General features: G+C 59.9%; 19 protein-coding genes. 15 read left to right on the plus strand and 4 right to left on the minus strand.

What is annotated here, in order from left to right; all coding sequences use genetic code 11:
• Positions 1 to 4: 4 nt before the first annotated feature.
• The 3 genes from ACTHUY_RS09785 to ACTHUY_RS09795 form a co-directional block, all read right to left on the minus strand.
• Positions 5 to 850: a sugar-binding domain-containing protein gene (locus ACTHUY_RS09785; RefSeq protein ID WP_441655171.1), complete on the minus strand. Its 846-nt coding sequence runs from the start codon at positions 848 to 850 to the stop codon at positions 5 to 7.
• Positions 760 to 1,008: a hypothetical protein gene (locus ACTHUY_RS09790; RefSeq protein WP_441655170.1), complete on the minus strand. Its 249-nt coding sequence runs from the start codon at positions 1,006 to 1,008 to the stop codon at positions 760 to 762. The genes ACTHUY_RS09785 and ACTHUY_RS09790 overlap by 91 nt, the downstream gene beginning before the upstream one ends.
• A gap of 220 nt (positions 1,009 to 1,228) precedes the next feature.
• Positions 1,229 to 3,991: a penicillin acylase family protein gene (locus ACTHUY_RS09795; protein WP_441675169.1), complete on the minus strand. Its 2,763-nt coding sequence runs from the start codon at positions 3,989 to 3,991 to the stop codon at positions 1,229 to 1,231.
• A gap of 242 nt (positions 3,992 to 4,233) precedes the next feature.
• On the opposite strand from ACTHUY_RS09795, the gene gndA reads away from it, so the two are divergent.
• From gndA to ACTHUY_RS09840, 9 genes are all read left to right on the plus strand, one after another.
• Positions 4,234 to 5,688, plus strand: a complete 1,455-nt coding sequence (gene gndA, locus ACTHUY_RS09800) for an NADP-dependent phosphogluconate dehydrogenase (protein WP_441655168.1) — start codon at positions 4,234 to 4,236, stop codon at positions 5,686 to 5,688.
• Positions 5,689 to 5,896: 208 nt separating this feature from the next.
• Positions 5,897 to 6,970: a PfkB family carbohydrate kinase gene (locus ACTHUY_RS09805; RefSeq protein ID WP_441675170.1), complete on the plus strand. Its 1,074-nt coding sequence runs from the start codon at positions 5,897 to 5,899 to the stop codon at positions 6,968 to 6,970.
• A 414-nt stretch (positions 6,971 to 7,384) separates the two neighbouring features.
• Positions 7,385 to 8,680, plus strand: a complete 1,296-nt coding sequence (locus ACTHUY_RS09810) for a lactate racemase domain-containing protein (RefSeq protein WP_441675171.1) — start codon at positions 7,385 to 7,387, stop codon at positions 8,678 to 8,680.
• 294 nt (positions 8,681 to 8,974) lie between these two features.
• Positions 8,975 to 9,877, plus strand: a complete 903-nt coding sequence (larE, locus tag ACTHUY_RS09815) for an ATP-dependent sacrificial sulfur transferase LarE (RefSeq protein ID WP_441678637.1) — start codon at positions 8,975 to 8,977, stop codon at positions 9,875 to 9,877.
• Entirely contained in the window at positions 9,874 to 10,563 is a 690-nt protein-coding gene (larB, locus tag ACTHUY_RS09820; RefSeq protein WP_441655164.1) for a nickel pincer cofactor biosynthesis protein LarB, read from the plus strand. Before larE ends, larB begins: the two co-directional genes overlap by 4 nt.
• Before the next feature lie 82 nt (positions 10,564 to 10,645).
• Positions 10,646 to 12,070, plus strand: a complete 1,425-nt coding sequence (gene larC, locus ACTHUY_RS09825) for a nickel pincer cofactor biosynthesis protein LarC (RefSeq protein ID WP_441675173.1) — start codon at positions 10,646 to 10,648, stop codon at positions 12,068 to 12,070.
• The gene (locus tag ACTHUY_RS09830; RefSeq protein WP_441675174.1) at positions 12,067 to 13,074 is read left to right on the plus strand and encodes a LacI family DNA-binding transcriptional regulator; all 1,008 of its coding nucleotides are present in this window, start codon (positions 12,067 to 12,069) and stop codon (positions 13,072 to 13,074) included. The genes larC and ACTHUY_RS09830 overlap by 4 nt, the downstream gene beginning before the upstream one ends.
• A gap of 41 nt (positions 13,075 to 13,115) precedes the next feature.
• Entirely contained in the window at positions 13,116 to 14,552 is a 1,437-nt protein-coding gene (gene uxaC, locus ACTHUY_RS09835) for a glucuronate isomerase (protein ID WP_441675175.1), read from the plus strand.
• Positions 14,549 to 15,943 (plus strand): mannitol dehydrogenase family protein, encoded by a 1,395-nt coding sequence (locus ACTHUY_RS09840; RefSeq protein ID WP_441675177.1) that lies wholly within the window; start codon positions 14,549 to 14,551, stop codon positions 15,941 to 15,943. Before uxaC ends, ACTHUY_RS09840 begins: the two co-directional genes overlap by 4 nt.
• Before the next feature lie 179 nt (positions 15,944 to 16,122).
• Here the strand turns inward: ACTHUY_RS09840 and ACTHUY_RS09845 are convergent, their stop codons facing one another.
• Complete coding sequence (locus ACTHUY_RS09845) at positions 16,123 to 16,677, minus strand: NUDIX hydrolase (RefSeq protein WP_441675178.1); 555 nt, start codon at positions 16,675 to 16,677, stop codon at positions 16,123 to 16,125.
• Between the two features lie 444 nt (positions 16,678 to 17,121).
• Between ACTHUY_RS09845 and ACTHUY_RS09850 the strand changes: the two genes are divergently transcribed.
• The 6 genes from ACTHUY_RS09850 (at position 17,122) to ACTHUY_RS09875 (ending at position 21,884) form a co-directional block, all read left to right on the plus strand.
• Positions 17,122 to 17,490 (plus strand): GntR family transcriptional regulator, encoded by a 369-nt coding sequence (locus ACTHUY_RS09850; protein WP_441655157.1) that lies wholly within the window; start codon positions 17,122 to 17,124, stop codon positions 17,488 to 17,490.
• Positions 17,487 to 18,218, plus strand: a complete 732-nt coding sequence (locus tag ACTHUY_RS09855) for an ATP-binding cassette domain-containing protein (protein ID WP_441678639.1) — start codon at positions 17,487 to 17,489, stop codon at positions 18,216 to 18,218. The genes ACTHUY_RS09850 and ACTHUY_RS09855 overlap by 4 nt, the downstream gene beginning before the upstream one ends.
• Positions 18,215 to 18,943 carry a hypothetical protein gene (locus ACTHUY_RS09860; RefSeq protein WP_441655155.1) on the plus strand — a complete coding sequence of 243 codons (729 nt, stop codon included), beginning with the start codon at positions 18,215 to 18,217 and terminating at the stop codon, positions 18,941 to 18,943. Before ACTHUY_RS09855 ends, ACTHUY_RS09860 begins: the two co-directional genes overlap by 4 nt.
• Positions 18,944 to 19,080: 137 nt before the next feature.
• Positions 19,081 to 19,785 (plus strand): hypothetical protein, encoded by a 705-nt coding sequence (locus tag ACTHUY_RS09865; RefSeq protein ID WP_441675179.1) that lies wholly within the window; start codon positions 19,081 to 19,083, stop codon positions 19,783 to 19,785.
• A 308-nt stretch (positions 19,786 to 20,093) separates the two neighbouring features.
• Complete coding sequence (locus ACTHUY_RS09870; RefSeq protein ID WP_441655153.1) at positions 20,094 to 20,840, plus strand: TetR/AcrR family transcriptional regulator; 747 nt, start codon at positions 20,094 to 20,096, stop codon at positions 20,838 to 20,840.
• Between the two features lie 93 nt (positions 20,841 to 20,933).
• Entirely contained in the window at positions 20,934 to 21,884 is a 951-nt protein-coding gene (locus ACTHUY_RS09875; RefSeq protein WP_441655152.1) for an ABC transporter ATP-binding protein, read from the plus strand.
• Positions 21,885 to 21,887: the final 3 nt, after the last annotated feature.

Raw genomic sequence — 21,887 nt, forward strand, 5'->3', positions numbered from 1 at the left:
CTCCTCAACAGCGGCAGATTCCAAAACAAACTACACCCCCAATTATGAAGAGCCCGATAACGTCATCGGCGTCGCACACCTCGATGAGGAGGTCGTAGAGCCCTCCCTTACCGAGTTCCCACAGGATTGGGTTCTTGACCTTGATGTCGAACGTATATTCCAGGCCCTTCGCATCAACACCCACCGAATCGGCTCGCCCGGCCTCGGTACCGTCGGGTCCGAGAAGTGCGGCGCGGAGTGTGAGCAGTGACGTTAGTGTGCCAATGCCTTCGGGAAGGGCGCGATGTCTGTATTCGTCTGCGTCGTGCACGTTGGAGATTGATGCCCGGCACGACACGAGGCCACGGACCTCGGCGTCGGCTTCACTTTTCTCAATGTCAGTGACAACCGTAATGTCATCGAGGTAGTTGACGGGGGTGGAGTAGAGCCACACCCGGCGATGGATACCGGCATAGCTAAAGAAGTCGTGCATCTGCCGTTGCACCGGGCCGTACGTGGTGTCTTCGACGTAGCCGGGCGGAATAGTATGCCAGCGCAAGCGGTTGTCGATCCGCACTGTAATCCGTACTTCTTCGCCGGGCGCAACAAGATCGGTGACATCGGCTTCCAACGGCAGGTAACCACCTTCGTGCTGTGCCACATGGGTATCGCCAACCCAGACATCTGCTTTGCGGGTGGCCGAGTCGAAGCGGAGAACAACACGCTGGTCGTGCCAGCCGCGCGGCTCCCGAACGGTCGTTTGGTAGAAGACGGCACCAACTATTCGTGGAGGGCGCGTCCCGGCACAATGTCGTTGTAGCTGGCCGGCACCGGCATAAGAAAAGCATCGTCGAGCGGCCGACCGAACCACCTCTGCTCCTCCCCTACCTCATCCGGATCGGCCTTAAACCTCCACAAGCCCGAGAGGTCCTTGCGTTCACGAGTGGGCGTATCGAGCGGCTTGAGCATGGTGATCCTTCCCTCGCCACCCAGCCTAGGCGCAAGCCATCGCGTTGGCACGGGGGTCATTCGCTCAGCGAAATCGAGTGCAACTCGCTTGGGCAGGTACGCCCAATAAGCAAAGCCCGCACCCAGCACCACGGAGGCGGCAACAGCTGTGGGGCCAGCCCGATCGAACTGGCCGCACTCGTTCGCCCATAGTCTGATTTGCTGACCATCAGCCAGCTCTCTTAGCTGCCACGCACATCGTTACTCACGGGCACTGAGAATCGCCCCCGGTACTGGCCAGCTATCCGCCGGTGATTGTCATGGTCTTAACGCCGGTCTCGTCGACCTGTTCGCGGGTAAAGGCCCAGGGCAGGGTTTCACCTTCGGCCCACAGAGCAAACTGGTTGTCGACATTGTGGGACCGGGGGTGACCTGAAGTGCCCGAGGAAATGATCCAGGTGGCCGCGTCGAGGTCGGACAGGTCAACAACCATTCTCATGGAGGGACCGGGACCCACTTCGTAGTCAACGAGGCCATTCTCGTCCACCGTAGGCGAGAATCCGTTGGCGTTGGGAATGGAGGAGCTACCCGGAATGGGGAGCGGATCGCCGTTGAAGTAGTTGCGAACAATGCTCGGGATGGCATCGCCTCCCATGACGGAGTGCGTCGGGGTTTCGACGTGAATCTTGCCCCACTCCCACTCGTCCATGTCCTCTCCCATCTGTTCGCTCAGGTCGTGATTCATGGCTTCCAGGGCAGCGACCATGATGGCATCACGATCCTCCACGGCCTCGGTTGACGGGTTGTCCCACCACTCGCTATCGGCTTCCAGTCCGGCAAAGAAGATCAGGTACCTGGTGGAGTTTGTGGCACCAAAGCCATCGATGCGTTCACCGAGAGTGAGGTCCATCAAATGAGAGTAGGCGGATGACATGATGGCGGCACCGGCCTCCTCCGTAGCCGCATGCGCACCGTTCTCGAGCCAGGTGGACAGAATGTCCTGCGCCTCGGAGAGCCGTTCACTATCGGTATCAACAGTTGCAAAGTGCTCGGCGAGCTCCTGGCCGTACGGGGACTGGTCGAGAAGCATGATTTCGTTTGCTCGATCCACCGTGATCGGCGTGCCCGCCTCGATGTCTGATTCGATGGCGTCACGAATCGCCTGTGCACGGTATCCACCATCGGAATAGCTACCGAGGTACGGGCCAAGATCGGGGGGCGTCACCTGCTGGTTGGCAGGAACAATGAAGCCCTCCGCGGGGTCGAGCGAAGCTGGCATGTCGTCCGCACCGTAGTAGCCCTGCCAGTCATAGGACGAATCCCAGCCCGGCCGCGGCCACCTGCCATCGGCACCCAGGTTCTCGGGCAGTTGCGCCTGCTCTAGGTCACCATCGGCGTCACTGACCTCAGGGCGGATCGGGAACAGACCCGGCGCCTGGTATCCAATATGACCATCGTTCGTCGCGAAGACAATGTTCTGTGCGGGAACCGCAAAGGCTGCCGCGGCCTCCGCAACCTCCTCCGCATTACTCGCTCGATTGATCGCAAAGATCGCATCGCCCGTCGTGCCGGGCTTTAACGCAGTCCACTCGAGTGCAATCGAGAAGTCACGCGGAGCATCTGGCAGGGAGGCGGTTCGATCATCTGAGATCAGCAGATCGGACACGATCGGTCCGTGGACGGACTCGCGTACCTCAACCTCGAATGAGTCTCCACCAGCAACATTGAACGTTTCGGTCCGGATCTCGTACTCAACATCCTCGCCATCACGTTCGTACGTTGTCTCCCCCGTATTCTTCTCGACAACAAAGTCCGTGACGTCACCGCCAAGGTTCGTTAGGCCCCAAGCCAGCTCGGAGTTGCGGCCAATGATGAGGCCGGGCATCCCAGAGAAGGAGAAGCCGGTCGCATCGTACGTGCAGTCTTCCGTAATCTCCACGCAGTGCAATCCAACCTGGTACCAGACCGACGGATAGGAAATAGTCAGGTGCGGGTCGTTCGCCAAGATCGGCATACCCGACTCTGTGTACTCGCCCGAAACCACAAACGAATTCGAGCCCACGCCGCTCCCCCTGCCCAGCATGATCGGCATCGCATCAAGGGTCTCTTGAGACTCGAAGACGAGCGCAGAGATCTGAGCCTCCGATTCGGCGCCCCCTGCTGATAAATCTCCAGCTTTATCGGCCGAGGCATCTGAACCTAATTCATCGGCCGATGCCTCTGGATCTGCAGCATCAGCCGAATCCGTTCCATCCGCCGTGTCAGAACCTGCCGCCTCCCCAGCGACGAGCGGACGAGCTTGCGCTCGCGGATAGGTGTCTCGCGGTTGCAGATTCGTGTCGTCGCTACCGGTGAGAATGGGATCGTGGTCGCCTGCCGAGAAGGCGGGGAAGAGCTCCTCGACAAGCTCGGTGTCACCAATGCTGTCGTAGGCGACAACCCTGGCAACCTCGTCATCGAGGTTGTTCTTCAGGTCCCACGCCATGGCCTTCAACCAGGCAAGGGAGTCGATGCCCGTCCAGGGCTCGATATCGGCCACCGGAACCGACAGGGAAAGGACCGTGTATTCAAGGCCGAGTTCACCGGGTGAACGATCTGCAATGTAGGCGTTCACACCATCGGCGTATGCGGTGTAGTAGGACCGCGACTCCTCGGTGATGAGGTCCCACTCTTCTTCGGCGAGCTTCCGCCATCCCATCGAACGGATAACGACGTCGGCTTGCTTCGCTTCGTCCACGTCACCAACAAGCTCGGTAAGGCGGCCTCCGGTCATGTGGCGTCGGTAGTCCATTTCAAAGAATCTGTCCTGGGCGTGGATGTAGCCCTGGGCTCGGAACAGATCCGCATCCGTCGTGGCATAGATGTTCGGGATTCCGTATTCATCCCGAATGATCTCGACGGTGCCATCGGCACCTTCGATAACGTGCTCGCCCCCGTGGGTGGGAAGCGATTTGTTAAGCGTGACAATGAGGAAGCCTCCACCAAAGACGACGAGGGCAACGAGTAAAGCGAGGATGGCAACTGCGACCTTTCGGCCGAGTCTGCGCGGTGATGATTGGGACATGTAGCACCTTGGTAAAACAACGTTGTAGTCGAACCATCCTAGGACGAAAGGCCCGTTATTGGACCGTTTCCCGCGGTGAGTCGGCGTCGAGTTGCGGTGGCGGCTACACCGACCTGGCACAATGGTGCATACCGCACATGGCAAGAGCATTGCCATTACGCCGCAACACATGGCAACTTGTTGCAGAAACTCGTGTGCTAAACCACGCTATTTGGTAAGACCTACGACAAAGGAGTCCGGACATGACTATTTCTAAACCTGCTCCATCTTCCGCCGATATCGGTGTCACCGGTATGGGTGTGATGGGCCGTAACCTCGCCAGGAACCTTGCCCGGCACGAACATCGGGTCGCCATCCACAACCGCACCGCCTCCAAGACCGAAGATGTCATGGACCAGTTCGGTGACGAAGGTACCTTCGTTCCCTCTGAATCTCTCGAGGATTTTGTCTCGTCGCTGACCCCGCCCCGGGTCGCGATCGTCATGGTCCAGGCGGGTGCCGCAACCGATGCTGTCATTGATGATCTGGCTGACCTGCTGGACGAGGGCGACATTGTCGTTGATGCCGGGAACGCACTGTTCACGGATACTCGCCGCCGCGAGGCCGCCCTGAAGGAGCGCGGCCTGCACTTCGTTGGCTGCGGTGTTTCCGGCGGTGAAGAGGGCGCACTTTGGGGTCCGTCGATTATGCCGGGCGGTTCCGCAGACTCGTACAAGCGGCTTGGCCCCATGCTCGAGTCGATTTCCGCTCACGTCGACGGCGAGCCGTGTTGCACCCACGTCGGTGAGGACGGTGCCGGTCACTTCGTCAAGATGGTGCACAACGGTATCGAGTATGCGGACATGCAGGTCATTGGCGAAGCCTACGATCTGCTCCGCCGCGGCCTTGGCCTCACGCCCGCAGAGATCTCGGCGATCTTCGCGGAGTGGAACAAGGGCGATCTTGACTCGTATCTCATGGAGGTCTCCACGGAGGTTCTCCGCCAGGTGGATGCTGAAACCGGCAAGCCACTCGTTGACATCATTGTTGACCAGGCCGGCCAGAAGGGCACCGGCATGTGGACCGTCCAGACGGCCCTCGATCTTGCTGTTCCCGTCACCGGTATCGGTGAAGCAACCTTCGCCCGCGGCCTGTCCTCCGCCGTTGTGCAACGCGAAGCCGCCGCCGATTTCGAAGGAATTGCCGACGAATGGAATATTGCGGACCGCGACGCCTTCATTGAGGATGTTCGCCAGGCTCTCTATGCGTCGAAGATCATTGCTTACTCGCAGGGATTCAACGAGATCCAGGCCGCGGCCACCGAGTATGGCTGGGATATTAGCCTTGCCGACATGGCTCGGATCTGGCGGGATGGCTGCATCATCCGTGCCCGCTTCCTCGGCGATGTCACGAAGGCTTACAACAAAAACCCGGAGCTTCCGCTCCTCCTCGCCGATGAGTACTTCTACAACGCCGTGAAGACGGCACTGCCGCACTGGCGCAGGGTTGTTTCGCTCGCAGCGCTGCACGGCGTTCCTGCACCGGTCTTCTCGTCCTCCCTGTCGTACTACGACGGGGTGCGAGCCGACCGCCTCCCGGCTGCCCTCATTCAGGGTCAGCGTGACTACTTTGGCGCGCACACGTACAAGCGCGTGGACAAGGAAGGCACGTTCCACACCCTGTGGGCCACCGAAGAACGGGGCGAAGTCGAGTCCTAAGACTCTCCGTGGTGGGCCGCTCAGCCCAGCACCCCATTCCGCTGAATCTCAACTGAATAGCTCCAAACGGAACACCCACGCTCGGCTTTCACCCGGGGGTTCAGCTGCACCGCACGCTATTTCAAGCTCTGGAGCTTTATCCAACGGGACTCATAAATTTTTCCATTCTCTATCTGCACATCCACTTCCCAACATGTAGAGGTATTCAATGAAACTCCGTGAAGATGCTCGCTGGTCCATCGTCGTACCGACATCGATCGGCGTCAGGATCACACCCGAAAACCGTCAGCCCGTCCACACCACCGACCGATTCTTCATGCATGCGACGTCGGCAGAGACCAACGTTGCGTCCGTATCGTCGTACCTGGGTGAGCCCACGAAGGTTCTGACGAACTTCGTCGAAGGCTCCCCGATCTCCGCCTTCATTCAGGCTGATCTCCGTAAGCGCGGCATGGCATTCGAGGGCCCCTCGCTGCCGCAGGGCGACGCCTGGGGGTACCGCCACCAGTTCAACGTTGCCGACTCCGGTTTCGGTGGCCGCGGACCCCGCGTCTGGAACGACCGGGCGGGCGAGGTCGGACTCGACCTCGATGCCGCAGATTTCGATCTGGATCGCATGTTCAAGGACGAGGGCGTGAAGGTGGCCCACCTATCCGGCCTCGTTGCCGCTCTTTCCCCGAAGACCTCGAAGTTCTGTGTCGAGATTGCGAAGAAGGCCAAGGAGCACGGCACTGCCGTTTCTTTCGACCTGAACTACCGCGCTTCCTTCTGGAAGGGCCGCGAGGAAGAGCTCTCCGCAGCGTTCCATGCGATCGCCGAGCAGTGCGACATTCTCTACGGCAACGAAGAGGACTTCCAGCTCTGCCTGGGCATCAAGGGACCCGAGGCGGGAGGCAAGGACATCGATGAGGAGATCGATCAGTTCAAGCAGATGATCGGCCGCATCCAGGAGGCCTACCCGAAGGCGCAGTACATTGGCACCTCGCTCCGTGAGGTCGTCTCCGCGAACCACCACCGCTGGGGCATGATCCTCTGGGGCGAGGGCGAGTTCAACGTTGCGCACCTTCGCGACATTGACGTCCTCGACCGTATTGGCGGCGGCGACGGCTCGATCGGCGGCGTTCTCTACGGCATCCTGCAGGGCTGGGAACCGGAGAAGTGCATGCAGTTCGGATGGGCGACGGGCGCACTTGCCGCAACGTCAATCACCGACTTCGGCGCCCCGGCCGACGAGGAGCAGGTCTGGGCCATCTGGTCCGGCAACGCCCGCGTCAAGCGGTAAGCACACATCAACCAGCGGCTGACATAACAGGAAAGGAGGGGTCCCGTGGCACTGCCCCGGCACCCCTCTTCTCCGCCCTACGGACTTCAATCATCCACGGACTTCCGTCCGTCGCAGTCCGAGCTCCGCAATTCGTTCCCATCATGGTTCGTTTCCGGGCCGTAGGTGAAGGCGAGTTCAGCAATTAAACACGTATCGTGCCTTCCCCGGTCAACAGCGACCCTCCCTTCGAACCAGTTCCGCGACCAGAATGGGTTGGACAACCACGAGCCACCCGCGGCAACGACCTAGACAGGGTGGCCACCTAAACAAAGCGGTCTCCTAAACAAACCTGCCAACTCGACAAACCGGCTACCCAAACAAACCGAATACCCATACGATCCGGCCTACCCGACAGGCACAGAGAGGTGCATCATGACGAAGCTTTATCCCGGTATCCCCGAAGCGATTGGCATCGGTGGTCCCGACACGACGTTGACGGATGATGAGATCCGCAGTTTCGTTACTGAGCAGCTGGGTGACTACGACTTCGATGGCAAGCGCGTGACACTTGTTGTCCCCGACGGTACCAGGCATGCCCCGGTTGCAAAGCTCGCCCATATGATCCGCGATGCTCTTGGCAATCGCCCAAAGGACGTTCGCGTTGTCATCGCTCTTGGCACCCACGACAAGATGAGTGAAGAGGCTATCGGTGCGCTCATGGGCTACGAACCCGGGCATTTCAACGACTCTTTCCCGGGTTGGCAGATTTTCAATCACGAATGGTGGGATGAGGACACGTTCGCGAACCAGGGGACCATTCCCGCCGACAAGATCATGGAACTATCGGGCGGACGTCTCGAGCGTGAAATGGTTGTACACGTCAACAAAATGGTGGTTGACACCGACATCACCTTTATTCTCGGTCCGGTGCTCCCCCACGAGGTTGTTGGTATCTCTGGCGGCAACAAGTACCTCTTTCCCGGGCTTTCGGGTCACGACGTCATCAACATGTCGCACTGGGTGGGTGCTCTCATCACATCCTTTGAGATGATCGGCTCTCGCGGAATCACCCCCGTCCGTCAAATGATCGACGCGGCAGCATCGCTTGTCCCGTCAACGAAGATCATGCTCGGCATGATCGTGAAACCGGGCGGCGGCTACGACCTGCACTACGTCGCCTTCGGCGATGTTCACGCGGCCTGGGAGGCCTGCGCACAAGTATCTGCGGACGTGCACGTCAAGTACGTGGAGAAGCCATATCGGCGGGTCGTGTCCATCATGCCGACCATGTACGAGGACATGTGGACGGCAGCGAAGGGCTTTTACAAGCTCGAACCGATCGTCGCCGACGGCGGAGAGCTCATCATTTACGCCCCGCACATCGACACGATCTCCCACATGCATCCCGACATCGTCAAGATCGGCTATCACAACCGCGACTACTTCGTGAAGCAGTGGGACAAGTTCGAAGACAAGCCCTGGGGTGACCTCGCCCACTCGACACATTTGCGAGGCAAGGGCACCTTCGACCCCGAAACCGGCAACGAAGAGAATCGCGTGACTGTCACCCTCGCCACGAAGATCCCTCGCGATGTCGTCGAGTCCATCAACCTGTCTTACATGGATCCCGAGGACCTCAACTTCGAGGCCCTAGAAGCCGACCCCGATACCCTCGTCGTCCCGCACGCCGGTGAACTCCTGCACCGCGTCGAAGCACGCGAAAAGTAGAACTCAAGAGAATAGGTGCCGGCAAACTTCTCAGCAACCGATCCGCGACGGCAACCAGTTGCACCGCCAGGACGAGCAACTACACCGGCCAGTATCCGTAAAAGCAGATTGGGCGATGGCAACAACTGGCAATGTTGCCACCGCGGCAACGAACATTGATGAAATAGACGCAAGAGAGCTTGACTTGACGCAAGGGAGCGATGACATGGCCGAATGGACACCGTTGTCGATGCGGAATGCTGACTGCGCTCAGTCCGCCCGCTTCCCCCGGGCTCACCGTCGAGGAGGAAACGCATGACTAGTCAGATAGCGGCAATGCCGGGTTTCGCCCGCGATCTTCCACCGCACCTCGACGAGCTCGCCCAACGGGTCGCCGCCGAGGTTAAGAATGCTCTCGGCAAGGCACCGCGGCCCAAAATCGGGGTTGCCTATTCCGGCGGCGTGGACTCCGCTGCTCTCGGCGCCCTTGTCGCTCGCGCAGTCGGCCCCGAAAGAACCGTTCTTCTCCTCGGCATTTCTCCATCGCTGGCAGCACGTGAACGAACCCTCGCCCACAGGCAGGCCGAGGAGATGGGTCTACCGGTGATCGAGGTTCCCACTGAAGAGATCGAGAACGCTGAGTACCGCAAGAACGACGTTGACCGCTGCTACTTCTGCAAGGACGAGCTCTTCACGAAGCTGGATGACAGCACGGCCGAGGCTCATGATCTTGGCGTGATCGCCTACGGCGAGAATGCCGATGATTCGAAGCGACCGGATCGTCCCGGCGGCAGGGCTGCTCGAGAGCATTCCGTTCTTTACCCTCTCGCCACCGCCGGCATCAAGAAGGTCCAGGTCCGGGAGATTGCCTCTGCTCTTGGCCTGAGCTCTGCGCTGAAGCCGGCAGCCCCGTGCTTGGCTTCCCGTATTCCTCACGGCCAGGAAGTCACGGCCGAGAAGCTTCATGCCGTTGACGTAGCCGAAGATGTTGTTCTTGGCGCGGGCTTCAGCGACTGCCGCGTGCGTCATCACGGCACCGTTGCCCGTATCGAAGTGCCGACGGACGAGATCGGCAGGATCGCCAATGACGAGCTTCGTAGACACCTGCTCGAGGGTGTGAAGCAGGCGGGCTTTAGCCACGTCGCCTTCGATCTCAACGGCATCCAGTCCGGTGCTTTCACCATGCAGATTCTCTCCCGCAGACCGGAGGAAGCATGAGCAGTATCGCGAACCTTGACTTTGGTCGATACGAGCGGAGGGGTTATCCCGAAGCCGTTCTGTGCGACGGGAAGTCCCTTGACCAGTGCGTACATATCGCACGCACCTGGAGAGCAAAGGCCAATGAGGGCCTGAACCTGGGCACGGTCCTGTTCACTCGGATTACCGAGGACAAGGCCAAGGCGGTCACCAAGATTTTAGATGGTGCGATCTGGCACGAGACAGCCCGCATGGTGGCGTGGCCGGGGGACGTACCTGAGCCAAGCGGAGGCAAGGTCATTGTCGCCTGCGCTGGCACGTCCGATCTTCCCGTCGCCCAAGAAGCAGCGCTCACCGCACGGTACCTCGGCAGGTCCGTGACCGAACTCGTTGATGTTGGGGTTGCCGGCCTGGACCGGATCCTCGCCCACCGCGAAACTCTCCAGTCCGCCCGGGTCATCGTGGTCGTGGCCGGAATGGAAGGGGCACTTGCTTCCGTCGTTTCAGGACTCGTTTCTTGCCCGGTTGTTGCCGTCCCAACCTCGGTTGGCTACGGAGCGTCGTTCGGAGGCATCACTGCCCTTCTCAGCATGCTGAACTCCTGCTCCCCCGGCGTGTCCGTCGTCAATATCGACAACGGCTACGGCGCCGGACATCTCGCAGCGCAGATCGCAGAACCCCAGGGAGACACGCATGGCACCGCATGATCACGGCCACGGCGGACATTCCGACTGCGATCACGCCCACTCTCATGGTCATTCTCATGACGGGGCTTCTCACGGAAGTCACTTGCACGGTAGTCATCCCCACGACCACGGTGGATACTCTCATTCTCACGGCGAGTACAGCCGCGAGATTTCGACTGCCGACGGCCTACCCGTACCCGAGAGTCAGCAAATTGAGGCAACCGACCTTTGGCAAGGTGAAGCAGACCGGATTCTGTGGATCGATGCGAGCCAGGGCGCTTCTGGCGATATGTTGCTCGGTGCTCTGCTAGATGCTGGGGCCGATGCTGGTTCTGTTGCGAAGGTTCTTGAGCTCATCGCACCGGGCCTGCTCCACCTTCAGTCGCGGCACGTGGTCCGCGGTCCGTTCCGCGCGGTCAAGGTGGACGTCATTGCCGACGAGCCGAATCCCCACGCCCGTCATCTCTCCGACGTCGAGGAGCTTCTGGAAGCTCCGGGAGTTCCCCCGGCAACCCGGGATTTAGCAAAGGAAGCGTTCCGCCTGCTCGCGGAGGCCGAGGCTCACGTGCACGGCGCAAGCATCGAGTCGGTTCATTTCCACGAGGTGGGCGCTCTCGACTCGATCGGCGATATCGTCGGCGTCTGCGAGGCAATCCGGACCCTCGGGGTGGAAACAGTCGTCACCACAACCGTTGCGGTCGGTGCGGGAACGGTGAAGACCCAGCATGGTGTGTTGACGGTTCCACCACCCGCCGTTGCCGAGCTAGCGAAGGGCTGGCCCGTCGAGGCCGGCGGACCGGAGGACGTGGGCGAGCTCTGTACTCCAACGGGGATGACTCTGATTCGCACGCTGTCCGCTAGGCACGGGAACATGCCGGAGATGGTGGTTGAGGAGATTGGTGTTGGTGCCGGCACCAGAATCCGCAAGGACCGGGCAGGCGTTGTTCGAGTGGTGGTCGGCACCGCGGCGCACGATAGGACACCAGCTCACTCCGTGGCCGGTGCCGCCATTGATTTAGATTCTTCGCATAATCAGGTAACTGAACCCTCCTTTGAGCCGGACGATCGGGTGCATACGGTCGAGGCGAATGTGGATGATATGGATCCGCGCCTGTGGCCGAGTGTGCTTGATGCCTTGATTTCTGCCGGTGCGAATGATGCTTGGCTGACACCGATTGTTATGAAGAAGGGCCGGCCCGCCCACGTTGTCTCCGCGCTCTCGCATGAGAATAACCTGTCGGCCGTCGTTGATGCGATGGTGGCACACACCTCGACGATCGGCGTGCGCGTTTCTGCGCCCTCGCACCGGAGGGTCCTGAACCGTAGCATTGTTCCGATCGACGTTGACGGGATGATGGTGCGGGTCAAGGTCTCGGGGTCCGAGGACGAGATCACGCACGTGAGCATCGAATTTGATGACGTCGCTCGGGTGGCTCGTTCTCTCGATATTCCGCAGCGCGAGGCACTGTCAATGTGTGAGTCTGTTGCCTGGTCGGCCGGACTCGTTCGCGGAAGGAGTATGCCGTGACAGACGCAAAGAAGCGTGTCACCATTTACGATGTCGCTAAAGTCGCGGGAGTCGCTCCCTCAACCGTGTCGCGAGCCTTCTCTCGACCGGGTCGTGTCAATGCCGAGACATCCCGCCGGATCTACGAGGTTGCCGAAGGACTCGGTTACCGTTCCCAGTCACCGGCCCGCCTGGATACGGGGAAGGTTTCGAAGATTCTCGCCTTTGTCGTCTCCGACATCAATAACCCGTTCCTCACTCACATCATGCGGGGCTTCCAGCAGGAAGCCAGCCAGCAGGGCTACACCACCCTACTGATTGACTCTCAGGAGTCCGATTCCGCAGAGCGCAGCTCTATTGAGAAGATCATTCACCTGGTTGACGGCGTTGTTCTTACCTCATCGAGGATGTCTGATTCGACGATCAGCCAGATCATGAAGGTCAAGCCCGTGATCGCCATTAATCGCGAGGTCCGCGGGGTTCCCTCCATTCTTCCCGACACTGACCGCGGTGTGCGCCAGGCCGTCGAGCTGATTGCCAGCCATCATCACAAGCGCCTGCTTTATCTGGCTGGCCCAGAATCATCCTGGGCCGACGGCGTACGGTGGCGGGCGCTCGCCGAGTCCTGCGATGAACTGGATATCACTCTCAAGCGCATCGGGCCCTATCCGCCCTCGCTCATGGGTGGCATCACTGCTCCCCGGGTGTGGATCCGGCAGCAGTCCTCGGCTGTCATGGCCTACAACGATCTCCTTGCCATCGGGTTCATGAAGGCCGTTCAGAACGCTGGCTTCAACGTTCCCGGCGACGTGTCCGTCATCGGCATGGACAACACGATCACGACCGCACTGACCACTCCCACGCTCACGACCGTCGCTACTCCCCCGAACATGCTGGGTGTGCGGGCTGCTCGCACTCTCATCTATCAGTTGCAGAACCGGTCGAAGCAGCAACCCAAGACCGTGACGGTCCCCATGAACGTGTTCCTGCGGGAATCCGTGGGGCCCGTTCCAACACCAGCCTAGGAATCTCCGGCTCGATGACCACCACCAACGAAGGATTCGTGATGACAACGCCACGTACCGGCCGCGCGCCGCTCACCCTCCACCCGGACCGGCTCTTCCCTGCCGATCCGACCACCCGCGATATCACGCGTGAGATCTACCAGCAGATTGTTGACTTGCCGATCATTTCCCCGCACGGTCACGTGCCGGTCGAATGGCTTGCCGATGACATTCCGTTCACCGACCCGACCTCCCTTCTTCTCACCCCGGACCACTACACGAACCGCATGCTTCATGGCGCGGGCGGCGTTGAGCTATCCGAGCTCGGCGTTCCCGTGGGAAGCGAGATGACACCCGAACAGTCCCGGAATGCGTTCCGCAAGCTGTGCGAGAACTGGAAGTACTTCCGTGGCACCCCGGTTCGCTACTGGTTCGAGCAGGAGTTCTACGACCTATTCGATGTACGGGTGCGCCCCAGTGCCGACACTGCGGACGAGATCTACGACCAGATTGCCGCGAAGCTCGCCACCCCCGAGTACCGGCCGCGCGCTCTCTACCAGCGGTTCAATATCGGGGCGATTGCCACGACCGATGATCCCTGTTCCGACCTGTCCGGTCACGCGAAGTTGCTGGCAGATCCGACATGGGACAGCAAGGTGGCCCCGACGTTCCGGCCCGATGCGTACCTCGAGCCGGGCCGGTCCAACTGGAATGAGCTCACAAACAACCTGGGTGAGGTTACGGGCGTCAATGTCGACACCTACGCCGGCAACCTGGAAGCCATGAGGACCCGCCGCCAGTACTTCAAGGAGCACGGCGCCGTCTCCTCCGATCACTCTCACGCCGATGCTGGATGCGCGAGGCTCTCCGACCGGGAAGCCGAAGCGCTGTATGCAAAAGCAAGACAGGGCACAATCGAGCAGGCGGATGCTGACAGGCTCCGCCGCCACATGATCAACGACCAGGCGAAGCTTGCCACCGAGGACGGGCTGGTCATGACCCTGCATCCGGGCGTGTACCGCAACCACGACACGCAGGCCTTTGAGCGCTACGGTGCCGACGTCGGCGGCGACGTTCCCTACGCCATTGAGTTCACGAAGGCACTTCAGCCCATCCTTGACTCCTACGGCAACGTTGACGGCTTCCAGCTCGTCGTGTTCACCATGGACGAGACGGTGTACAGCCGCGAGCTGGCCCCCATGGCCGGCTACTACCGCTGCCTCTTCGTTGGCGCCCCCTGGTGGTTCATCGACGAGGCTGACGCCATCATGCGCTACCGCCGTTCCGTCACCGGGTACGCAGGCTTCTACAAGACATCCGGGTTCATCGATGACACCCGCGCCTTCTGCTCGATCCCGGCCCGCCACGACCTGGCCCGCCGCATCGACTCCACCTTCCTCGGTGGCCTCGTTGCCGAGCACCGCCTCGACATGGATGAGGCCGTCGAGACCGCTATCGATATTGTCACCACCCAGCCGCGAAAGGTATTCAAGCTATGAGCACGCAACTGACCCGTTCCACCCACGGTAGGCCAGCCGCACCCGTGCGGATTCTCCACGTGGGGCTGGGCAACTTCATGAGAGCCCACCAGGCCTGGTACACGGAAAAAGCCAGTAACGCCGACGAGTGGGGAATCGCAGCTTTCACGGGCCGCAGGCCTCTGATGGCGGAGCTGCTGACGCCCCAGGATGGTCTTTACACTCTGATCACCAAGGAGGCAGCCGGTAACTCCTACGAGGTCATCTCCTCAATCGTTGCCGTCCATCCCGCCTCCGACTTCGCTTCCTTCATTGGCTACTTTGAGTCCTCGGACCTGTCGATCGTCACCTCAACGGTGACCGAGGTCGGCTACTGCCGCCGCCCCGACGGCTCCCTGGATCTGGAGGACGCAAGGGTGGCAGCCGACCTGGAGGCACTCAAGGAACTTGTCGGTAAAGAAATGGAGCTGGGCTCTGCCGAGCTCTCCACGGCGCCCGCGAAGATCCTTGCCGGTCTTCTTGCCCGTCGGGCCGCCGGGGTTGGACCGCTCACGATCCTGCCGTGCGACAACCTGCCGGACAACGGTTCAGCATTCGCACGCGTTGTGACCGATGCTGCCCGCGAGGTCGATCCCAGCATTGTGCAGTGGATGGATGAGAACGTCTCCTGGGCCACGTGCATGGTTGACCGCATTACCCCCGCAACTTCCGATGCGGATCGAGACGAGTGCGAGAAGGTGCAGGGCTACGCTGATGCCTCACCGGTTCCGACCGAGCCCTTCAGCGAATGGGTTGTCTCGGGCGACTTTCCCGCGGGACGCCCCGACTGGGAAGTCGCCGGCGCTCAGATCGTTGAGGATGTCGAGCCCTACGAGCAGCGCAAGCTGTGGATGCTGAACGGCTCCCACTCCCTCATGGCCTACGCCGCACCGATACTCGGCCACGAGACCGTGGCCGACGCCATCGGCGACCAAGTGGTGCGGGGCTGGGTTCAGAAGTGGTGGGAGGAAGCCGGCTCCGGACTTCAGGTCGAATGGGAGGACTACGCGGCAGCCCTCCTGGCTCGCTACGAGAACCCGAACATTCGTCACCTGCTGGCACAGATCGCACACGACGGTTCCCAGAAGATCCCCGTCCGCATCGCACCCACGCTGATCAACCAGCGCACGCAGGGTAAGCTCCCGGTCTCCGCAGTAAAGGCCGTTGCAGCCTGGATGCTCCACTTGCAGGGCTATGGCGCACCCGTTGTCGACAAGAGCGCCGACAAGGTCGCCAGCCAGCTGAACGACAACGCAACGAAGAATGCCGAAGTCGTTCTCAACTATGTGGCACCCGAGCTCAGCGGCGATGCCGAACTCGTCACCGCGATCGCCGATGCAGCAGAGGAAATCCTCAGCTTCGTCAAGGAATAATCCCTGGCCATCACGGATAGTAAAGCGTCAGGGGCGAGAGAAGAACACACAATTCACTCCCGCCCCTGACGGCATATCTCATATTAAAGCGGCAATTCGACCGCGAAACTCAGACTATTCAGGATGTGAACTCTCCCGTGAGCATGCCGGTACAGTTTAAGCCCTCATCCCTTAGGCGGTTAGTTACCCTCGACCACGTTTTCCAGGTAGAGGCGTGCCCGTCTAATTCGCAGGGGTAGGTCGGGGGTAACACCGGAGGGCAGTTCGTCCACCGGCCACCACTGCACCTGTTCGCTCTCGTCACTCACGGAGAACTCCGCATCCGGATCTGCAATCGCTGCAAACCCAACGTCCCAGTGGCGAGAACAGGTAAAACCGCCGTGCAGGTCGTGCCGATCGAGGTCAACAACTCCCCCGGTCAGTTCAAGATCGTCGATCCCACTTTCCTCGCGGGCTTCACGAACCGCGGCGGCCTCAAGCGTGTCGTCGCCTGCTTCGAGATGTCCGCCGAACTGGACCCAGAACTGACCCTTCTTGTGAAAGGTCAGCAAAATCTGGTTGCGGTCCGGTGAGAACACGAAGCAGCTCGCCGTGATGTGCTGATCGCCAAGCGGCTTCCACAGCATGGCCTCACCGTCGGCACCCACCTTGACGAGATATGACTCCTTCAGTTGCTTCTGGAAAGGGTCGATCGACGAGTAGGACACGAGGTGAGAGATAACAGATTCGAGCACACTGTAATTCTACGTTCCGCACCCAGTTGCAGGTACTCCAACGTGCCAGCTACGGACAGCCCTCACTTATCCTCTCCTGGGACTCATCGCTTGGTCCCGATGCTCGTTGCCTGGCCACGGGGTTTACCGACTACCCGGCCCAGGCTCACAACCGTGCCGATGTTCACCACCCTGCCTAGGTTCATTACCACACCCAGGGGTATTACCCGAGCACTGAGGTTCATGACTCGGCCCATGAACTACTCGGAGTAAGCAACCCGATGGTCAACCTGCATTGCCTTGAACATCCATAATTTCAGAATTGTCTTACCTGGAGTTTGTGGCGACATATCGGCGTTTTCGGGATTCTCTAGCAATGCCCTAGAAAAGACTAGGTGGCTCACTCCTTGACAGGCCACCTGGTTAACTGGTTAGTTAGTCATGTAACTAACCAAGGAGGCGGTCATGGACTTCTCAGCCCAGACTCCCATCTACATCCAGATTGCGGATGACATCCGGAGGCGTGTTGTCACCGGAGAACTACAGGCAGGTGACCAACTAATGTCGACCACTCAGTACGCCACGACCTATCGGATCAATCCGGCAACCGCTAACAAGGCTTTCGCCACTCTGGTTGAAGAGGGCCTCGTTGAGAAGCGCCGTGGAATCGGCATGTTTATCACTCCTCATGCACACGAAACTCTGACAACCGCTGGTCGTGCAACGTACCGGGAGGAGACTCTCTCCCCTGCCGTTGCAGCCGGCCTCGAGCTCGGCCTTACCCCTCAGCAGATCATTCAACTCACCACCGACCTTCTCAAGGACGCATCATGACTTACTCCATTTCTATGACGAACGTGTCGTACGCGTACGGCAAGAAGGAAGCTCTTCGCGGCATCAACGCACAGATTCCGGCCGGCACCATTACGGGCCTACTCGGTCGCAACGGCTCCGGAAAGTCCACGCTGGCAATGCTTCTTGCGGGTCAGATGAAGGCGGAGGGTGAGCTTCTCGTTAGCGGAACCTCTCCCTGGGAGAATCCGGAGATCATGCCGAACACGGTCCTCGTATCGGATTCGACCTCAATCTTTATCGATAACAAGCTCGGCAGGTCGTCCGAGCTGTGGCGAAACAGCCGCCCGAACTGGGATGAGGACCTCTACAACGAGCTTCTCGACATGTGGCAGCTGTCCGAGAAGGACACCTATTCTTCACTATCCCGCGGGCAGCAGTCGGCTTTCGTGGCCGCTCTTGGCCTTGCGTCTCAGGGTGAGCTCACGATCTTCGACGAGGTCCATCTGGGCATGGATGTGGTGGTTCGCCAAGAGTTCTACGACGCCATGCTTGCCAGCTTCGTCAAGAAGCCCCGCACCATCATTCTCTCCTCGCATCTCGTGTCCGAGATCGAGAACCTCATCGAAGAAGTTCTCATTGTTGATCGCGACAAGCTCATTGCAGCTGGCTTCGCCGATGATCTTCGCGGAGAGCACGGACAGGACGGTGCTCAGGCATCGCTCACCGATGTTCTGATCAACCTGACTGGAAAGAGGATAGGGAAATGACGACCACAACCATGACCCACAGGAGCCTCTACAACAGGATTTCCACCCAGGACCTGAAGGCGTTCTACTGGATGACGCTGATCGTCGCGGCGATTATCGCCTCCATGTACATCGTCCTTCCCTTCATTCCCGAGTCGTGGCTGGAAAACTACGGAGGCGATAGGACCAACAATTTCCTTCCCCTCGAGGCGATTGATAATCCGCGTTTCGTTCTGATTCCCGAAGCAATTACCTCGACTCTCGTCATCATCCTGTTCGTCAACGGGATCGTCACGGCGGCAGAGAACCGCACAATGCTCGGTGCCGGGGTGACCCGCAAGGCCACCTGGATTGATGGACGGGTAGCAAACATTGGTATCGCGACCATGATCTACGTGCTCTGGACGATCGCCATCGCGGTAGCCGTTCTTCTCGACGGTGGGTTCACCAACCTCGATGTTGGCATCATGGTGCAGAGCTCGCTCACGTTCTACGCAGCCCTGCTCGTCGCCTTTGAACTCGGGTATGCCATCTCGATGCTGTTCTGCCGCTACCACTGGTTCGGCGCACTCATCGCCGCCGGTATCGGCATCACCGTTGGCATTCTCATCATGATCATGCAGCGGGGCGAACTTCCCGCGGACTGGGCCTGGTACACCTGGCTCGCCACCATCGCCTTTGTTACGTTCGCCTTCGCGGCCTCACGCCACATGCTGTTAACGCTTCCAATGAGGCGCAGTTCGTAATGGCAGGACCCCGCCACACCAGCCACACGACTCCGGTCAACCATCCTTGTGGCCGCCCGGTCACTACCTATCGACACTCTCTCCTCGCATCCAACACCGCACCGGCGAATTTTCCGCCCCGTTAGGAAGGCACCATCATGACTCACGCCCAGCTAGCCGCGAGGTACGCGCCCGCCGATAGTCGTAGCCTGCGAACCACACTGGGCTGGACTACCGGGATGGTCGCCGTCATCTTTATCGCTGCCGGGATCTTCCCCACCGCGTGGTACGAGGAAACTCAGGAGATCCTGCAGACCACCCGGATTGGTCTCGAAGGGAGGGACCTGGAATTTGTCCGAGCCGCCGACATGGTGACAAGTTCCCTCACGGTTGTTGCACTCGTTGTCGGCATCATTACCGCCGGCGAGTTCCGCACCTACCTGGGTGCCGGCGCCACCCGCATGTCGATCTGGACGAATGCTCGCAAGAATGCGATTGCCCTCACCATCGTCCTTGTCATCTTCTCAACAGCCTCACAGTTGCTCGGCATTGCCCTCGACAGCGCATGGGATGATGTCTCCTGGTCCAAGTTCGCTATCGTTGCACTGGCCTCTGCCGGAGCTTTCCTCCTCGCCCACGAGTTCGGTTACTTCGTTGCTCTCATGCACGTGCGTCTGACGATCTTGCTCGCCCTGGCAGCCACCCTCCCCATCATCTTCCTCTCGGTCTTCACCCTGGTACAACTCAGCGATAACGGGTGGGAGATCTGGACCTGGATCTGGCTCGCCATCATCCTGACCGTGACTATTGGAGGCACCCACAAAGCAACAAGCACGCTGCCCATGAGGCGGAACGGCTACTAATAACCACAGCGTTCCGACCGGCGCCGACTCCGGCCCCGGCACCACAGGTCCCCGACCGCAATCCCGTTCGGGGACCTTCTGTTTCCACAAAACAATTCACGAGGCAATCGCAGGCGGAGCACGACCCAGCAACAGTAACCGCGACGAGCAACACTCGGCCAGGAAACCCCAGGCACGTCGATCCATTCAGCTCAATGTACGCAGACACCAAAAGAGAGCGGCGCGTTTTTCAATGCCATTGCCGGACGAGAAGAACGGGTCTACGATTAATTCAACAGTCGTTGAGTTAAGGGAGCGTGGGCCCGGTCGTGAATCAGCAAAACGAGTTGGCAGAACCGCGTGCCACCTCCAACTCCGAATCAGCAAGCCAAGCATCCGCACCACCACCTGCCGCCAATTCCCCGGAGCAGCAGGGAGGCGATAGCGGGAAACGCCGCGTCGGCCGGCGGGCGGGTCGTTCCGCCACTCGTGAGGAGATCCTCAACGCCGCTCGTCCAATGTTTGCTGAACGCGGTTTTGCGGGAACATCCATTCGGGCAATAGCCCGCGAAGCAAAAGTGGATCCCGCTCTCGTCATGCATTACTTCGGCGATAAGGAGGGCCTGTTCCGTTCGGCTCTCGAGTTGCCCGTTAATCCCCGCGAAATTCTCAGTAAGGTCATCGAAGGCGACCGGGAGAAACTACCGGAGCGGATCATCACGACCTTCCTGGCCGTGTGGGAAGGTCCGGTTACGGGCGAAGCGATGCAAGCAATTGTCCGCCGCGTCTTCGGCGAACCGGATTCATTCAACCTCGTACGCGACTTCATGGGCGAACTCATCATTGAATCCCTCTCCCCCGCTCTGAAAGATGTTCCCGAGGACGAGGCGCGCACTCGTATTTCTCTCGTTGTGTCCCAAATGCTCGGCTTTGTGCTCGGTCGCTACGTCGTTGGGTTGGATTCCCTGCAGCGCATGACACAGGAAGAAATCGTCACATACTTGGAACCCACGCTCCGCAGATACCTGCTCACCGATCTCGGCGACCTCGACACCTCCGCCGGGGAACTCTCATAAGCATGTGAACTCTTCGCAAGATCGAGTGTGCAACATTCACGGTAAAGCCCGCGAACCCGACCGCACCGCTCTCGCCAACTAAAGAAGGCTTTGATGACAACGACTCCAGCAGTAGCATCCGAACCCGCAATCGCTATCCGTGGTCTCGTCAAACAGTTCGGTAGCACCACCGCTCTTGACAGTCTCGATCTCGAGGTCCTTCGGGGTGAAACCCACGGCTTCCTTGGCCCGAACGGCGCAGGTAAGTCCACCACCATTAGGGTTCTCCTTGGCCTGCTGAAGGCAGATGCTGGGGACGTTAGCCTGCTAGGGCAGGATCCTTGGAAGAACGTTGTCCCACTGCACCGCAGGCTGGCCTACGTCCCGGGCGACGTGGTGCTGTGGCCGGGGCTATCGGGCGGGGAGGCCATCGATCTCCTGGGCAATCTACGAGGCCGACTGGACGAGACTCGACGCAAGCACCTTATCGAGCGTTTCGAACTTGATCCGACGAAGAAAGGCAAGCAGTATTCGAAGGGCAACCGTCAAAAGGTGGCCATTATTGCCGCGCTCTCCTCCGACGTTGAGCTCTTGATCCTTGATGAGCCCACCGCGGGACTGGATCCGCTTATGGAGGCGGTGTTTCAGGAAGAGATCGCTGCTGAGAAAGAGCGAGGGCGAACCATTCTCCTGTCGAGTCACATCATGTCCGAGGTCGAGGCACTCGCCGACCGGGTCAGCATTATCCGACAGGGCAAGATCATCGAGACAGGTACCCTAGCCGATCTGCGCGGCTCCGAGCGTATTTCCATTTTCGCTACCATTCGCGAGCTTCCCAGCTCGCCTTCCGAACTGGGGCCACTGATCAATCCGGTATTAAACGACCATCTCCTCGCCGCATCGGTTGCTCCCGAGAATCTCACGCAGGCCATGACCAAGCTGTCGGCCCTTGGCCTCGATCAGCTCGAAGTCTCACCGGCCTCTCTCGAGGACCTGTTCCTGAGCCATTACTCCATTGGATCTTCGCGTGAAACAGACATTGCCGACCCGGAGGGCGCGCGATGATCG

Source organism: Flaviflexus sp. (assembly GCF_052087705.1).
In the GTDB taxonomy this organism is placed as follows: domain Bacteria; phylum Actinomycetota; class Actinomycetes; order Actinomycetales; family Actinomycetaceae; genus Flaviflexus; species Flaviflexus ciconiae.

Coding starts and splice junctions, on each gene's coding strand:
- larB (WP_441655164.1), top strand. CDS start 9,874: ATGAGCAGTATCGCGAACCTTGACTTTGGTCGATACGAGCGGAGGGGT.
- ACTHUY_RS09850 (WP_441655157.1), top strand. CDS start 17,122: ATGGACTTCTCAGCCCAGACTCCCATCTACATCCAGATTGCGGATGAC.
- ACTHUY_RS09855 (WP_441678639.1), top strand. CDS start 17,487: ATGACTTACTCCATTTCTATGACGAACGTGTCGTACGCGTACGGCAAG.
- larE (WP_441678637.1), top strand. CDS start 8,975: ATGACTAGTCAGATAGCGGCAATGCCGGGTTTCGCCCGCGATCTTCCA.
- ACTHUY_RS09790 (WP_441655170.1), bottom strand. CDS start 1,008: ATGACCCCCGTGCCAACGCGATGGCTTGCGCCTAGGCTGGGTGGCGAG.
- uxaC (WP_441675175.1), top strand. CDS start 13,116: ATGACAACGCCACGTACCGGCCGCGCGCCGCTCACCCTCCACCCGGAC.
- ACTHUY_RS09865 (WP_441675179.1), top strand. CDS start 19,081: ATGACTCACGCCCAGCTAGCCGCGAGGTACGCGCCCGCCGATAGTCGT.
- ACTHUY_RS09875 (WP_441655152.1), top strand. CDS start 20,934: ATGACAACGACTCCAGCAGTAGCATCCGAACCCGCAATCGCTATCCGT.
- ACTHUY_RS09810 (WP_441675171.1), top strand. CDS start 7,385: ATGACGAAGCTTTATCCCGGTATCCCCGAAGCGATTGGCATCGGTGGT.
- ACTHUY_RS09805 (WP_441675170.1), top strand. CDS start 5,897: ATGAAACTCCGTGAAGATGCTCGCTGGTCCATCGTCGTACCGACATCG.
- ACTHUY_RS09860 (WP_441655155.1), top strand. CDS start 18,215: ATGACGACCACAACCATGACCCACAGGAGCCTCTACAACAGGATTTCC.
- gndA (WP_441655168.1), top strand. CDS start 4,234: ATGACTATTTCTAAACCTGCTCCATCTTCCGCCGATATCGGTGTCACC.
- ACTHUY_RS09795 (WP_441675169.1), bottom strand. CDS start 3,991: ATGTCCCAATCATCACCGCGCAGACTCGGCCGAAAGGTCGCAGTTGCC.
- ACTHUY_RS09840 (WP_441675177.1), top strand. CDS start 14,549: ATGAGCACGCAACTGACCCGTTCCACCCACGGTAGGCCAGCCGCACCC.